Below are 14,076 nucleotides of genomic sequence, written 5' to 3'. Positions count from 1 at the left end.
TGCCATGGATCCTCTGGACGAACCTCCTGAAATCGCCAACCCGGATGCGGATTTGCCCGACGAGGTCGTGGGCATGGCAGAGAGCCAAGCGTCTCAATTGGTGACCGATCAAGCGGTCGCCGCCGCATCGCAGAACTCCGTCGAGGATCTGGAAGTGAAAGACGCGCACGTGATTTTCACCAACGTTTGGAACGATTTGGAAGAAGAGTATGGCCGCGAGAATTTGCGGTTCACCAAAGAGTTGATCCTGTTGGGCGGTGCACCGGGTTCGGGGAAAGGCACCAACAGTGGTTTCATCTCCAAGGCACGCGGATTGACCTGTGATCCGATTGTGGTCAGCAGTCTTCTCGACACGCCCGAGGCCCAACGCATCAAAGAAGCCGGTGGCATGGTCGGCGACACCGAAGTCGTCGGGATTTTGTTCCGCAAACTGCTGGAAGAAGAGTATCGCGACGGCTGCATCTTGGACGGGTTCCCGCGAACGCGTGTTCAAGTGGAGTGTCTGCATCAGTTGGTTCAGAAAATGAATCAACTTTATCGCGAGTATCATTCGACACCGTTGGCGATCAATTTCCGCAAACCCACCGTTCACGCGGTGGTGTTGTTCATCGACGAAAAAACCAGCATCGAACGGCAGTTGCTACGTGGTCGGAAGATCGCGGAACACAATGAACGGGTTGAAACCGAGAACGACGGTGAGCCCCTGGAGTTGCGTTTGACGGACCTCGATCCCACCGCCGCAAAACGACGGTATCGCGTGTTCAAGGAGAAAACCTGGGACGCACTGCAGTCGTTGAAGAAGATCTACCACTACCACTTCATTGATGCGGGCGGCGACATCGCGGAAGTTGAACGCAACATCCGCAGCGAATTGGAATACCAGTCGTCACTTGAGTTGGACCCGGAAACCTACGACGCGGTCCGGCACCTGCCATTGGCCACCGAACTTGGCGTTCACGCTCGTCAGGAATTGGTCCGTCGTCTGGATGGATATCAACTGGAACACAAAGAATTGTTCCAGCACGTGATTGAGATCATTCAAAGTCGCTTCATGCCGATTGTGCGTCGTCACGCGATTGCTGGTTTGGCAGTCGTGAACAGTGAAGATCCGATCTTCGAAGACCCAATGACATTGGCGATGGTGATCGATGTGTTTGCCGAGCGTGGTTTCCGTGCGGTCGCCAACATCAACCTGGCCGAGACCCCGGATCACTTCGATTTGAAGACGGGCAAGATCACTTGCGTGACCAAGAAGATTTATCGCTTCCAAATTCGGTTTGCAGGCTCGGAAATTCGTCGTGGCGGACGCTAAGTCCACTCTGCTCTTGATTCCAACTTCGGGGGAACGCTCGAAGTTGCTGAGTCATTCGGACTCCTTGGCACTGGCTTCCCGACGTTGGCACTGCGAGTTGTGCGGGTTCGGTTTGGTGGCTGCCGCTGCCGCGACCATGCAAGCGATTCAGGTCCATCAACCCGAACGAGTCCTCTTGGCCGGAATCGCGGGCGGTTTGTCCGATTCAGCAGCGGTCGGTTCGGCACACTGGTTCCAGCGTGTGATTTGCGATGGCATCGGTGTGGGAGAAGGTGACGCGTTTGTTTCTGCGGACTCGCTGGCATGGAAGCAGTGGTCAGGCACCGACGGGCGGTCCCCCGATCCGATCGGTGACCGGTTGGATTTGGTCACGCCGGAGCAGCCTGGCAAGCCAGCCAACGCGATCAACACGTTGGTCAGCGTTGGCGCCGCGTCGGCGGATGCGGCCCTGGCGAGTCGTCGTCGAAGTCTGGCCGGTTCGCCTCCAACCGAGGCGGTGATCGCGGAAGACATGGAAGCATTCGGAGTCGCGATGGCGTGCCGCATGACATCGACCCCGTGCATGGTCGTTCGCGGAATCAGCAATGTCGCGGGAGATCGCGACCACTCCAAGTGGCAAATCGACTTGGCCATTCAGGCGGTCGCTGGCCGCTTGGCGGAACTGGTCTGAACAGCCTGGTGGTTCCTCACTCCTGGACCGCGTCGTCGACGGTGACCAGTTCTTCCACGCCTCCGTCACCGGGATGGAAACGTCCCGCGAAGAAATCGGCGACCAAGTGTTTGCCGAGCACGGATCGAGGCCGACGGCCCAGCAGGGAACGGTAAATCATCCATTGTTCGCTGCCGATTTGAATTCGGAATCCAGTGGCGATGTTGCGAGGAATCAGTTGCAACTCATCGGCGACGGTGAGTGTTCGCCATGTTCGTTGGCGGTGGAAGCGGCGAGATTGGAAATCGAACCAAATCGGGCTGTAGACCGCCCCGATTCCCGTCGTCGTCACGATCACCGAGTTGGATTCGTGCTCGCTGTCGCTGGGGGCAGCCGTGCAGTCGGTGGGCCCGATTCGCCATTCCGCTGCTGGCAATGGCAACATCATTGCACGACGTTTGTTGTCGTGGAAATAGACTTCGCGAGTTTGTTCGTCCGGAATCGCGGAGACATCTTCGCAAACCGGGAACCGGGTCACGCAGCGGATCTGAACATCAGCCAGGGAACCGAAGGGATTGGTTGTCTCGCTGGCTCCCTGATCGGTTGCCTCCGAGGAAGCCGTTGCGGTGGAGTTGGAATCCGATTGGGCCGGCAACACGGTGTCGGAAACCATCACGCATCGGTCATCGCGGATGACCATGAATTGTCGCTGCAGCACGACGCCACCGGTGAAGGATTGTTCCAGTTCCAGGTAGTGAACGTCATCATCGGTGTATTCGCACGTCGCTTGCCAAGCCCCTTTGGGATGTTGGCTGACCCCGTCCAGTTCGACGGTGGTTTGCAGTGGCCCCCGAAAAATCGTGCGGCGTCCGCCCATGATTTCGATTTGCATGACTTCATCGCTGTAGTCGATGAAGGTGCGGCCGCGACGCACATCCCACTCGGGCAACATCGCGACCAAACCGGCCACATCGCTGTGCCACATCGATTCGGGGAGCGAGATTTCCCAGGCCAATCGGCCGCCACTTTGGCTTTGCCCCAAGGAGGCAGAGAACGCCGGCAGCAGGGAATCAGTGTCGTACTGCATCGCTCGTCCCATCAAACCGGCGGGCGCGATCGGGCGAACGGCCTTTTTCGTTTTCGATGTCGACTTCTTTTTCTTGGTTGGCGGCTTGGTTCGCGAAACCAAACCGACGTGATCCAGAGCGACATCTTGCGACGTTGTCTCTGACAGCACAGGCGATCCATCGACACGCGAAGTCGCGGCAATCCAACCCGCCAGTTCTTCGGCGGTGGACCGATGCGTGGCGTTGAATTTGCGTTTGCTGACAGCTCGCATCGCTTCTTCGCAGCGGATGATCGATGCCATGATGGCTCGTAAAGCGTGCGGTGTTCGCAAGGCCTCGTCGATCGTTTCTTCGTGATCCAAGTAGGCTTGGACGGCCGAAGAGGATGGTTTGCCGCGCGCGGCACAGTTGGGGAGATCCGCCAATCGATGTGCCAGGGTCAAGCCCACTTCACCAGCCAGCAACAAGTGATGGGGCGACTGAGGTTCGTCTTGGGCCAGGGTGGAAGCGACCCGTCGCTGCAGTTCTGCCAGCAGGTTCCACCATAGTTCCAACGGCAAAATCGAGGTCAGGGCAGGAAGCGAGGAAGCCCACAGGATGCAGCCGACATCGCCGGCCAAGTCCGAACGCCCGTCTCGCGAGGCTTCCAAGAAAAGTTCCGCCGCGGGAATCAAATCCGTGTCGGTGGATGACGATTGGTCCGCCTCGGCGGTTGCTAAAATCGCCAGTTGATGGCTGAGCGCATCGACGGGGCCGTTGAGTAACGCAGCCAATCCCCACTGGTAGATTTGGCCGTCGAGGGCATCGTCGCCGTACAGTTTGGAGGCGTTTTGACGTTGGCGGCGAAACTCGATCTTTTGCCGCAGGCTCTGCCAAGCCGCGGCATCAGGCATCGGCGTGAGACTGGTGGTCCCGTCCGTGGACGTGGAGCCAGACTCCGAGGCCTTTTTTCGGGGCGAGTTCGATTTGGATGGCGGTTTGGTCAGTGTCATGGACCCGAGGTGCTAGGCAGGGAATAATCGATGGAACGATCGACGAATCGACTGGCCACGCAGTCTAACCGGGCGGCGCCAGTTGTAGACTCCCCGCATTTGAGTGATTGAAAAATTCATGTTCATGAAATCTGTTTCAGACGTTCGCCGGTCTCGTTTGGCATCCAATCCATGGATCTCGCCTGCCATGGTGAGCGGGGAAGCGGTCCCGAACGGCCCGTTGAGACCTTCTCGGGGGGGCTGCGGGTGGTTGGCCGTGATTCTGGTCGCGTTGCTCGGGAACGCGGGTGCGTCCAACGCTCCGGCTCAAGACGACTCGGGCAAAACCGAGCCCGCCACAGAAAAGGTGAATGAACGTTCGCTCGGGATTCCGTCGGCGGATGATCCCGATCCGAACGATGACGCAGCCATTCAAGCCGAGTTGGAAGAGTGGGATCGGCAGATGCGAGCGATGGCGGACAAGTACGCGGCGCCTCCCAACGCCAAACAAATCACCCAACTTCCCGATTTGTGGATCGATCCCAAAGCCAAGCGGGTTTACCTGGACGGTTATGTGACGATGCGAAACGGAGGGTTGGAAATGTTCGCTTGCCCGGTTGGAACCAAGGAACACGAATCGGTCGTCGCTGCCTTCGCCAAGAGCAAAGAAGTTCATGCGGCGTTGCTGGCATTGGGAACCAAGTCTGGGACGCCGGTTTCTTACGACCCTGAATTCAAACCGCCAACCGGCCAACCGGTCGCCGTCTGGGTGACATGGCGAGATGAACAGGGAAGGTTCAAAGTGGCCGACGCGAGAACTTGGGTCCAAAACAACGAATCCAAAGAGTCATTGACTGACCAATGGGTTTTCGCAGGCAGCCAGCTCTGGACGGACCCGGTCGACAAGGTCACGCACTATTCCGCTGATTCAGGTGACATGATCTGCGTGTCCAATTTCAGCAGTGCGATGTTGGATGTGCCGTTTTCCAGCAGTGCCCAAGCCGGCAATTTGTTGTTCGTCGCGTTCACCGAACGCATTCCCGAACAAGCGACGTCGGTTCGGTTGGTGCTGGTGCCGCAGTTTGAAAACGATCCCAACGCGACCACGCCACCCGACGAAACCGTCTTGCCATTGGTGAAGAAGCCCACCCCAGAATCCGCTGAAAAGGCAGGCGAAGTCAAAGCCAAACCCGAGTCGAGCGGAAACGCCGCAGGAACTCGCTGATCGTGGCGGAATCGATTCAAGTTCTGTTGGTCGGCGCGGGAGTCGTCGGCCGCGCGATCGCGACAGATCATCTGTTGGCAGGATGTGAAGTCTGGCTGGCGGACCGGGACGAAGCCGTGCTGTCAGAAGCCTGCGATGCAGTGCTCCAGCGGACCGACGGGAGGGCCGATTCGGCGTCGCCATGGGGAGCGTTGGTGCCGATCCCGATCGTGCATCTGATGCCCAAGGGACTGGACGATCATCCGGTCGACACGGATGCCGTGCCGGTTTGGTTGGTGATCGAGTCGATCGCCGAAAAGCTGGCGATCAAACAGGCGTTTTTCGCCGAGGTTGAAAACTGGTTTTCACGCTCACCGATTTTGACCACCAACACGTCGACGTTGCCGATCGGCCAGATCGCCAGTGCGATGCACATTCATCCATCACGGTTTTGTGGGATGCATTTTTTCATGCCGGTGGTGGGACGCCACGCAGCGGAAATCATTGTCCATCCCGGTACCGAGGACGCGGTCATCGCGGTTTGCGAAGAACATGTTCGCGGTTTGAAAAAGGCTCCGTTGCGAGTCTTGGATTCGCCGGGCTTTGTCGTCAATCGCATGCTGGCTCCCTACTTGAATCTCGCGATGCAGTTGTTGTGCGCTGGCCTGTCGGCCACCACCATTCGCGCAGCGGCGCTGCGTTATGGCATGCCGATGTCGCCGTTGGAATTGATTGACTTGATTGGACCGCGGACCGCGTTTGATGGCGGGCGAGTGGTTTGGCAATCGTTCCCGCACCGGATGGATCCTTCCCCGTTGTTGCCTGCGATGGTCAAACGTTCTCTGCTCGGTGTCGCTGGTGGCAAAGGGTTTTATGACTACGCAGAGGATGGCGTGCGGAAAGGGGACGAGCTCTCTGCAGAGGTATCTGAGTTGGTCGACCGCTATGCTCGCGATGACTTTGGTGCGGCGGAAATTGGCGGCGATGTTCCCTTGGTCGCCGATCTGTTCGCGGCGGCCATGTGGCGTGAGGCTCAGGCGATTGCTGCGACTGGCGTTGCCGATGAGGAAACCATTGAGCTCGCCATGTCGGGTGGGCTGGGCTATGTCGCACCCGAGTCCAATGCGAGTTGGCGAGGGCACATGAACGCGATCCGGGAGCAGCGTTTGCTTCCGCTTGCGGACCGCTTTCCGAAACTCAAGTCGCTCCAATAGGGGGTGGCTTGCCTGTCTGGTGGAGCCACCCGGGGGGCCGGACGCATCGATTGCGACGGGTACATTCCATTGATTGCTGCGTTCTATTTTCACACAGGAATCGTTTGACGGCGATTCATGCGGTTTCAGCTACAATGAGAGTGTTCGAAAACGGCACCTTCTCGCATCTTGGATTGATCGTTGATTGAGTTCATCGATGCCGTGCCGTGTGTTAGCTGGAACGACAAGTCTTGATCGTCATCGACCAAGGTCCATGCGTTCCACTTGTCGGGACAACGATTTGACTCCTCTTCATTTGGGATGATTGATGGCCACGGTTTCGGAAACGTCCTTGCCAGATCACGACCTTGTTGACGCAACATTGGCAGATGAAGCGCCAGGCGCGGAAGAGGCTGCCCCTCGTCGTCGCTTGGGATTCTTGAAGGCCGCTCCCGCGTGGTTGATCAGCACGTTGTTCCACATCGGAGTGATTTTGATTCTTGGTTTGGTCACGTTTGCCGACCCGGTCAAAATCGTGAACGTGTTGTCGGCCACATCGAACGGCGAAGAAGGCCCCGAGATCGAAGAGTTCCAAATCGAACAGATCGATCCCGGTGACATGGTCGAGATGGAAGAGTTCTCCGAACCGGTGGAGCTTTCCGAAGCACTCGACACAACCGAAACGATGCAGGTTGAGATGGCGATGGACGTGCCCTCGGTGCCAATGGAGATGACCGATTTGGCGTCCGACATGGCTCCCGTCGCGCAGACGTTGCAAACGTTGTCGTCGGTTTCGATGACCGCGATGGACAGCCGTTCGGTGGACATGAAGAAGAAGCTGTTGCGTGAGTATGGGGGGTCGGCCGCCAGCGAAGCAGCGGTGACCGAGGCGCTCAAGTGGTTGGCACTGCACCAAGCCCCCAACGGCGGATGGACGTTTCAACACAACCTGGTTTGCAACGGCAAATGCGGCGATCCCGGTGAACCCAAGCGAGTCGGAGCGGTCAACGCAGCGACCGCGATGGCCTTGCTGCCGTTCTTAGGTGCCGGGCAAACACACTATGCCGGTGACTTCAAGAACGTCGTTCGAGGTGGTTTGTTGTTCTTGATCGCCAACGGAAAGAAAGGCACGGTCCGCGGGTTGCCTGTGTTGGATTTGTCGGAATCAGCTGGCAACGGAATGTACTCGCACGGTTTGGCGGCGATTGTTCTGAGCGAAGCCTACGCAATGACCGAGGACCCCGCTCTGGCCGTTCCGACTCAGCAAGCGATCAACTACATCGTCACCGCTCAGTGTGCTGACGGTGGCTGGCGCTATCAGCCCCGCGATGCTTCGGGCGGTGACACGTCCGTGGTGGGGTGGCAAGTGATGGCGCTGAAGAGTGCTTACATGGGGCACCTGATTGTGCCGCCACAAACGATCAATGGATCCACGTTGTTTTTGGACAAGGTTCAATCCAACGGCGGTGCGATGTACGGTTATCAATCGCCTTCCACACGAGTCCGCCCGGCTTGCACCGCCGCGGGGTTGTTGTGCCGCATGTACTTGGGGTGGGACAAAAATCACCCCGGATTGCAAAAGGGTGTGGAGACGTTGGTCGACATCGGCGTTCGCAAAGACAACATCTATTACGACTACTACGCTGCCCAAGTGCTTCGGCATGTCGGTGGCCCGGAATGGGACAAGTTCAACGCGGAGCTGCGGGATTGGTTGGTGGAAACTCAATCCCAATCCGGTGGCAGCAAAGGCAGTTGGTACTTCCCACAAGCCGGCACGCACACCGGTCCCAAAGAAGGCGGCCGATTGGCCGCCACTTCGTTCGCGACCATGATCCTTGAGGTCTATTACCGGCACATGCCACTGTACGCCGAGCAGGAAGAGGAAGACGCGTTCCCGTTGTAGGAACACGTTGTCGTCGCCCAATCAAACCATGTATTGCGGCTGATCTTTGGGCTGGTCGCCGAACCAACCTTTTCGTTGCAACCACTTCGTCAATCGGTGAGGTGGTTTGACGACAATCGCGGTGGCCGCCGTGATGAAGAAGATCCCGATCAACGCCAACACTCGGCGTGGATCGATGATGGTGTAAACCATCCCTTGGCCGACTTCGACCTTGGTCGTCGATGCGATTGGCAACCCGTATTGGTTTGCCAATGCCACCACGTTGATCATGTTGATCACTGGCACACCCGATGCCAGGAACCGCGTTGCGACACAGTCGACGGCCTCGGGGGAACCAGCCTTCTTTTGGATGGTTGTGAGCTGGTTGGGGGTGATCAGGCCTTCGCCGATGCTGTTGTTGCCTTCGGTGCCGCCGACCGATGCGTCACCACCACCGACGTTGATGTAGACCGCGTAGGTTTCGTCTTCCGCGGCTTTGGAATACGCAACCATGCGCCGCTCAATGGCATCGGCGTCGTCGACACTGTCCATGATCGGAACACCGCTCCGTTGGATCGCGGCGTCCAAGATCTCGCGCGTGTCATCGGTCATCCCCGCAGCGCGGTCACGAAAACCGCCGCGTGAAATTTCCAAGCTGCGGTAAGCCAAGATGCCTTGGTCGGCCAGCAGTTTTTCCATGTCCGGCCACATCATGTCCGGTGAATTCGCGCCAAATTGGCTGGAGGCTGCACTGCTGATGATGGTCGGATGAGCTCCCAACGATTCGGCCGCACTGTAGACCGCGATGTTCAGAGCGGGGAAGGATCCGGTGCAACCAATGGCAATGCGATCGCCTGGCCGAACGCCTGCATCGACCAGCAATCGCATTGCGACTGCGGCAAAGTTTGGATTGATTGAGGTTTGCTTGGCAGGCAGGTGACCAGGCAAGGTGGTCACGGCGGACATCGAGGGGCCAACCATGCCGGTGTCGGCTGGGTCCTGCGCATCCAACAGCGGATGGCCGAGTTCCAAACGCTTGGCGTGAATCGCGTCGAATGCGATGTCGGCACGTTCCGACGCTTCCAGCATGCGGTCTTTCAGATCCGGGATGCCGTACAGGCCCGCCACCATCGTGCTCCATCCGCCCATCTGATGGGGCATGGCACGCAGGGCGAGAACCGTTGCCATCGACAGAGCGGCGAGGAACAACAGGGAACCCGAAGAGATCTTCTGGGGACGGTAATACAGTTTCTTCATACCAGCGTTTCAACACCTGCGGTCACGAGGACCAAGTAGACCAAAGACGTCGCAATCACCAGCGGTGACAGGGTTTGCACCACGCCACTGCGAGCAATCCAGAGAGCGACCAACCCTGGAATGACAAAACCGATGACCGTGGTTCCGGCCATCATCATCGAGGCGGCGGACGTGCCCGCTTCCAAGGCGACGCCCACTGGCAGCGCTGGGAAAGCCAGTTCGATCATCTGCCGCAGCAACGCTGCGATCGCGAATCCAACCACCATCGTCAGCACCACTCGTCGACGACCGAACAGGATCGCCCAACGATCGATCTGGTAAACGACCCACGCCGTCACCAAAGCGGCAGCGATCGTGGCGATGATCGTCGCCGGTTGATCGAAAGCCAGCGCCAAGTAACCTGGGACAATCATCCCGCCGACGCTGAGGCCAAACGCTTCGGTGAAAATCAAACTGACGATCAGGCCAATGCCGATCGACAAAGCGAGCCATTCCATCTCAAACCATCTCCAAGACTCGTGCCGGATGTGTCACAGGCGTGCGGAAACGTTCCCACCCCTGGTCCTGTCCGAAGTGATCGGCCAATTCCATGCCGGGACCGGCAACGTTGCCGATTCCCATCAGCATCATGGCCGAGGGTTCCTGTTCTTTTTCTGCGACTGCCGTGCCCATTTGGAAGTGTGGTTGAGGAGCGGTTGCCACGCGTTGTTCGCGGCGGAGTGATTCCAACACCGACTCGACCAGTTCCGGTCCGGCTGCATTTCCCAAGCAGATGACTTTGTCAGGATGAATCCCGCGTTTGAGCAATCGTCGAAGGAAGATGTCGGTGCCCGATCCGATGATCACGTAGCGATCCGCGGGGGCCCAGGTCGCCACGGCCTCAGCCATGGTGGTCGAACGGTCGGCGCGGTCGACGCGGCAGTTCATCACCAACACACGCTGTGTGACACCTGGGAAATAGTTGTAAGCCGCGTCCCAGATTCGGGTGGTGGATTCTGGGTCGTTGGCAGCAAACGCGTTGACGAAGTGCCAGGTGTTGCCGTGAACGGTTTGAGCGTGCACACGCATCGCACCCGGGTCCGGTTGAGCTTCCCACATGCCATGCAAAGCGACGTCGCGAGCGATGCCCATCGATTGGCACACTTTCAGTGCCAAGGCAACGTTCTCGGCGTGTTCCAGGTAGCTGAACTGGGCCAGTTCGTCTTGGCTGATCTCGTTCGCGTCGTCTGCCGTGGTGACCAACAACTCGCTTCCGCGGTCGTCGCAGGCCTCTTTCATCACGGACAAACTGTCCGCGCGGTCTTCGGCGGTGAACATGTTGCCGCTGATGGGGGTGGTCGCTGACAAGGCGCGGGCCACATCCAAACGCGTCGGCCCCATCACGTCCAAGTGATCGGCGCGAGCGTTGGTGATGACACCATGGGTCGAGCGAACCAGTTTCAGTTCACAAACCGATTGCAGCAATGGTTGCAGCGCCATGCACTCAATCACGAGCGCATCGGCGTTGTGCCCGACTGCGGTTTGAACGATTCGCTTCTGTTCGATGACGTTGGCGCGGTCCGGTCGAAAAATCGGAAGCTCTTTCCCATCGGGAAGGATCATTCGCGCCAGTGTGCCAGTGGTTTTAGCACATGTTCGGAGGCCGCCGGAACGCAGGCCTGCGGCGATCAAACGTGTCACCGAGGACTTGCCGCGAGTTCCGTTGACGTGGATTCGAAAAGGGATTTTGAGAAGTTGACGACGATACCAGTACGCTTCGACCATAGCGGTAGCGCACACGGAGGCGGCAAATGCCACCAATGCAAACGTGCCGTTCACGAACGGATCTTTCGATTGGGGTGGGGGATGGACGCAACCTCACTCAGGCCGGAATCGACCATCAGAAAAGTCAGGGCGTTAACGTCAAAACTGGCAAGGCGTGGAATGCCTGCTGGGGATCCCTGCAGATGGGGGAGTAACATCCGATGCTGAAGAAAAGGCCAAGAACCGGAGTCAGCAATCTCCGTTTGGTTTTTGGATATCGCGAGAATTATTATTTCGCCGCGGTCCGAGTAAAGAGCATTCCCGTGAATTTCTCTTGGAATCGTCCAATGGCAATCTGGGCACCCAAGCACAGGGTCTAATCGACGGTTGGCATCCGCTGATAAGAATTTGGAAGACGTCCCCGTCCCCGTTGATGCTCAAGTGTCGCGGTGGAAAGGCAAGCCGAGGAGGCGATGGCTGAAAGCGATGGGCAACCCTCCACGAGCGAGGCTGAATCCCCCTGGTTTCGAATCGCTCAACGTGGTCGCTGATCAGCGATCCGTCTGCTCAATGATCGACCAAATGGTTTGCCTTTCAAGAGCGTTCTGCATACGCCAGAACAAGATGTTTCAGCGACGCGTGCAGGCTCGCCCAGCCGCCACCCAGTGGACCGCAATGTCGCCAGGTGGATCAGACGCCGTAGCCGGATTCGCCAGAAATCGGACGCTGCAGCAGCGTCCTGAGAACCCCGCCCGCCCAAGAGGTCGTGCCGTTTTGAAGTCTTGCATTGCCAAGCGTTTGTCATGCCCTCCCCTTCGGAGAGGCGAGCGAAGCGTGGGGAGAGCTCAGCATTGGATCCAGCGCGTAACCCTGGGCTGCTCCATGTTTGGGATTGACGCTGCTTTGGACTGCGCAGGTTTTGTTCGACGACTTGGTCCCAACGGGGCAGCCCGATGCCAGCCCAGGGCAACGCCCAATGGCACTTACTTTACAAATTCACCCTCCCCCTGGGAGGGTCGAGCGAAGCGAGGGGAGGGCTACACACCGGGTTTTAAGCAGGTACGCAGGTGTCATCGGGTATGTGAGCCGTTGGCGTTAGCCACGGTTTTCACGCGCAACCGGGGCTAACGCCCAAACGGCTCACATGGTTGTGCCCGATCATTCCAGCCGACCTGCTTAGGTTCGCCCTCCCCGGCCCGAAGCGGGCCGACCCTCCCTGAGGGAGGGTGAAGTAAGTGCCATTCGGGCAGCGCCCTGGGGTGAGGCTCACTTCGTTTCGCTGATGGGCGTTTCTTTCTCGCCGTCACGAAGGAAGGGCTCGCGGGTTTGTTCGCCCGACGCCGGTTGGAACTCTCGCACCCACAGGTTGCGAAAGCGGACTGGGTTGCCATGGTCTTGGATTGAAATCGGACCTCGAGGGCCATGGGCCGAATACTCTGGTGGGCGGTGATAAGGCGTGTCGCCTTTCAATTCGAAATGGTTCAGGATCAGCACGCCGTTGTGAACCGCGGTGATGTAAGCGGGGCTTTCCAGTTCACCTGATTCGGTGAAACGCGGCGCGGTCCAGAAGATGTCGTAGGTGTTCCATTCGCCTGGCGGACGCATGACGTTGGCGGCGGGCGGGGTTTGTTTGTAGATCGCGCCAGCCTGGCCGTCGTGATAGGTTTCGTTCTCGTACGAATCCAGCACCTGAATTTCATAGCGACCCATCAAGAAAATGCCGCTGTTGCCGCGACCTTGCCCGCTGCCCTTGGGAGGCGACGGTGCCGACCACTCCACGTGAACCTGGCAGTCGCCAAATTCTTCCTTGCTGACAATCGCTCCTGTGCCGGCGACCAACTCATTGCCGTCTGTCTTCCAGCCTTTGATGTTCTTCCAGTTTTTCACGTCCTCGGCCGTTCTGAACAGGACGGTCGCGTCGGACGGCGGATCAGCCGCGGTGGCACCCGGCGTGACGATCGGTGGTGCCTGCCAGGTGATCCCGTTGAGGTACTCTTCCCCAAAACTGGACGGGCAAACCGCGGGCAGGGACCAAGCGGCGAGTGTGAGTGCGAGCGTGGCAAAACGGCGGTGAAGCATGGTGTTTGGTTCAGGGAGGAAACGAGGTGGGAATCGGTCGCGTCCATTCTAGCCGAACGATTTTCGCTGGGGGAAAGATTGGGACGACGGAATTCGCGGGCATCAGGATGCTGGGGTTTGGGGGTGCTGGTCGATTCCATGTGATCGATCGCGGACCTCGCGATCTTTGAGTGCCGTTGATCGGCGACGTCCTTCGGGTGTCCCCGCCACCGGGCCCTTTCGGCCGGATAATTTGCATCTTCGTTTCAATGCTTTGGCTGGTCGGGATCAATCGCCCCGGTGGCGGCAAAGATCGCCTGAACCCGTCTTGCGGGATCCAGGCCGCTTCGACATAATTCGCGTCTCGATGGAGCCAGGCACGTCTTCCCTGTGGAGACATCCCCCCGCGAAACCATTTTCGTGTGGTCGCCAGCGGCCTCATCGACATTTTCAGAAGAAGCCGAAGTGGCGGAATTGGCAGACGCGCTGGATTCAAAATCCAGTTGGAGCAATCCAGTGAGGGTTCGAGTCCCTCCTTCGGTACTTCTTCGAACATTGCCTGGACCAACTGGCCCGGGCTTTTTTTATGCGCCGACCCAAAGTCGGCCGGACCGAAACGAAGGGGAGTTCCGGCAGCGAGCCTGCCAATCGCCGCACTCGGATCCATGCTGCTGCCGTCGCTGCGTCCCTTCGGTCCTTGATACGGCCTCCTTGGCTTGCGAAATCGGCGGGTCAGAGTA

At 58.5% G+C, this 14,076-nt stretch carries 10 protein-coding genes and 1 tRNA gene; 6 read left to right on the top strand and 5 right to left on the bottom strand.

Going from position 1 to position 14,076, the window contains the following annotated elements; all coding sequences use genetic code 11:
- The first annotated feature begins 4 nt into the window (after positions 1-4).
- Positions 5-1,312 (top strand): nucleoside monophosphate kinase, encoded by a 1,308-nt coding sequence (locus PSR62_RS21105; protein WP_274404963.1) that lies wholly within the window; start codon positions 5-7, stop codon positions 1,310-1,312.
- Positions 1,299-1,982: a futalosine hydrolase gene (gene mqnB, locus PSR62_RS21100; protein WP_274404962.1), complete on the top strand. Its 684-nt coding sequence runs from the start codon at positions 1,299-1,301 to the stop codon at positions 1,980-1,982. Before PSR62_RS21105 ends, mqnB begins: the two co-directional genes overlap by 14 nt.
- A gap of 16 nt (positions 1,983-1,998) precedes the next feature.
- Here the strand turns inward: mqnB and PSR62_RS21095 are convergent, their stop codons facing one another.
- On the bottom strand, positions 1,999-3,921 hold the full coding sequence (locus PSR62_RS21095; protein ID WP_274404961.1) for a hypothetical protein: 1,923 nt from the start codon (positions 3,919-3,921) through the stop codon (positions 1,999-2,001).
- Positions 3,922-4,138: 217 nt separating this feature from the next.
- Here PSR62_RS21095 and PSR62_RS21090 point away from each other — a divergent pair, with 217 nt between their 5' ends.
- The 3 genes from PSR62_RS21090 to PSR62_RS21080 all read left to right on the top strand — a co-directional run bounded on the left by PSR62_RS21090 (position 4,139) and on the right by PSR62_RS21080 (position 8,299).
- Positions 4,139-5,224, top strand: coding sequence for a YdjY domain-containing protein (locus PSR62_RS21090; protein WP_274404960.1), 1,086 nt, complete (start codon positions 4,139-4,141; stop codon positions 5,222-5,224).
- 2 nt (positions 5,225-5,226) lie between these two features.
- The gene (locus PSR62_RS21085) at positions 5,227-6,417 is read left to right on the top strand and encodes a 3-hydroxyacyl-CoA dehydrogenase family protein (protein WP_274404959.1); all 1,191 of its coding nucleotides are present in this window, start codon (positions 5,227-5,229) and stop codon (positions 6,415-6,417) included.
- 307 nt (positions 6,418-6,724) lie between these two features.
- Positions 6,725-8,299: a prenyltransferase/squalene oxidase repeat-containing protein gene (locus tag PSR62_RS21080; protein ID WP_274404958.1), complete on the top strand. Its 1,575-nt coding sequence runs from the start codon at positions 6,725-6,727 to the stop codon at positions 8,297-8,299.
- A 21-nt stretch (positions 8,300-8,320) separates the two neighbouring features.
- Here PSR62_RS21080 and pgsW read toward each other — a convergent pair whose 3' ends face one another.
- The 4 genes from pgsW to PSR62_RS21060 form a co-directional block, all read right to left on the bottom strand.
- The gene (pgsW, locus tag PSR62_RS21075) at positions 8,321-9,535 is read right to left on the bottom strand and encodes a poly-gamma-glutamate system protein (RefSeq protein ID WP_274404957.1); all 1,215 of its coding nucleotides are present in this window, start codon (positions 9,533-9,535) and stop codon (positions 8,321-8,323) included.
- On the bottom strand, positions 9,532-10,032 hold the full coding sequence (gene pgsC, locus PSR62_RS21070; RefSeq protein WP_274404956.1) for a poly-gamma-glutamate biosynthesis protein PgsC: 501 nt from the start codon (positions 10,030-10,032) through the stop codon (positions 9,532-9,534). The genes pgsW and pgsC overlap by 4 nt, the downstream gene beginning before the upstream one ends.
- A gap of 1 nt (position 10,033) precedes the next feature.
- Positions 10,034-11,353 (bottom strand): poly-gamma-glutamate synthase PgsB, encoded by a 1,320-nt coding sequence (gene pgsB, locus PSR62_RS21065; RefSeq protein ID WP_274404955.1) that lies wholly within the window; start codon positions 11,351-11,353, stop codon positions 10,034-10,036.
- A gap of 1,191 nt (positions 11,354-12,544) precedes the next feature.
- Positions 12,545-13,357: a 3-keto-disaccharide hydrolase gene (locus PSR62_RS21060; protein ID WP_274404954.1), complete on the bottom strand. Its 813-nt coding sequence runs from the start codon at positions 13,355-13,357 to the stop codon at positions 12,545-12,547.
- Between the two features lie 438 nt (positions 13,358-13,795).
- Here PSR62_RS21060 and PSR62_RS21055 point away from each other — a divergent pair.
- Positions 13,796-13,879, top strand: a tRNA-Leu gene (locus tag PSR62_RS21055).
- Positions 13,880-14,076: the final 197 nt, after the last annotated feature.

Origin of the sequence: Rhodopirellula sp. P2 (assembly GCF_028768465.1) — a bacterium.
In the GTDB taxonomy this organism is placed as follows: Bacteria; Planctomycetota; Planctomycetia; order Pirellulales; family Pirellulaceae; genus Rhodopirellula.
Note: the sequence above shows the minus strand (reverse complement) of the source record. Positions and strands in the feature narration are given on the sequence as shown.

Bases quoted from the DNA above. Each gene is read 5' to 3' on its own strand.
- PSR62_RS21105 (WP_274404963.1), top strand. From the start codon at position 5: ATGGATCCTCTGGACGAACCTCCTGAAATCGCCAACCCGGATGCGGAT.
- PSR62_RS21095 (WP_274404961.1), bottom strand. From the start codon at position 3,921: ATGCCTGATGCCGCGGCTTGGCAGAGCCTGCGGCAAAAGATCGAGTTT.
- PSR62_RS21090 (WP_274404960.1), top strand. From the start codon at position 4,139: ATGTTCATGAAATCTGTTTCAGACGTTCGCCGGTCTCGTTTGGCATCC.
- PSR62_RS21080 (WP_274404958.1), top strand. From the start codon at position 6,725: ATGGCCACGGTTTCGGAAACGTCCTTGCCAGATCACGACCTTGTTGAC.
- pgsW (WP_274404957.1), bottom strand. From the start codon at position 9,535: ATGAAGAAACTGTATTACCGTCCCCAGAAGATCTCTTCGGGTTCCCTG.
- pgsC (WP_274404956.1), bottom strand. From the start codon at position 10,032: ATGGAATGGCTCGCTTTGTCGATCGGCATTGGCCTGATCGTCAGTTTG.
- PSR62_RS21060 (WP_274404954.1), bottom strand. From the start codon at position 13,357: ATGCTTCACCGCCGTTTTGCCACGCTCGCACTCACACTCGCCGCTTGG.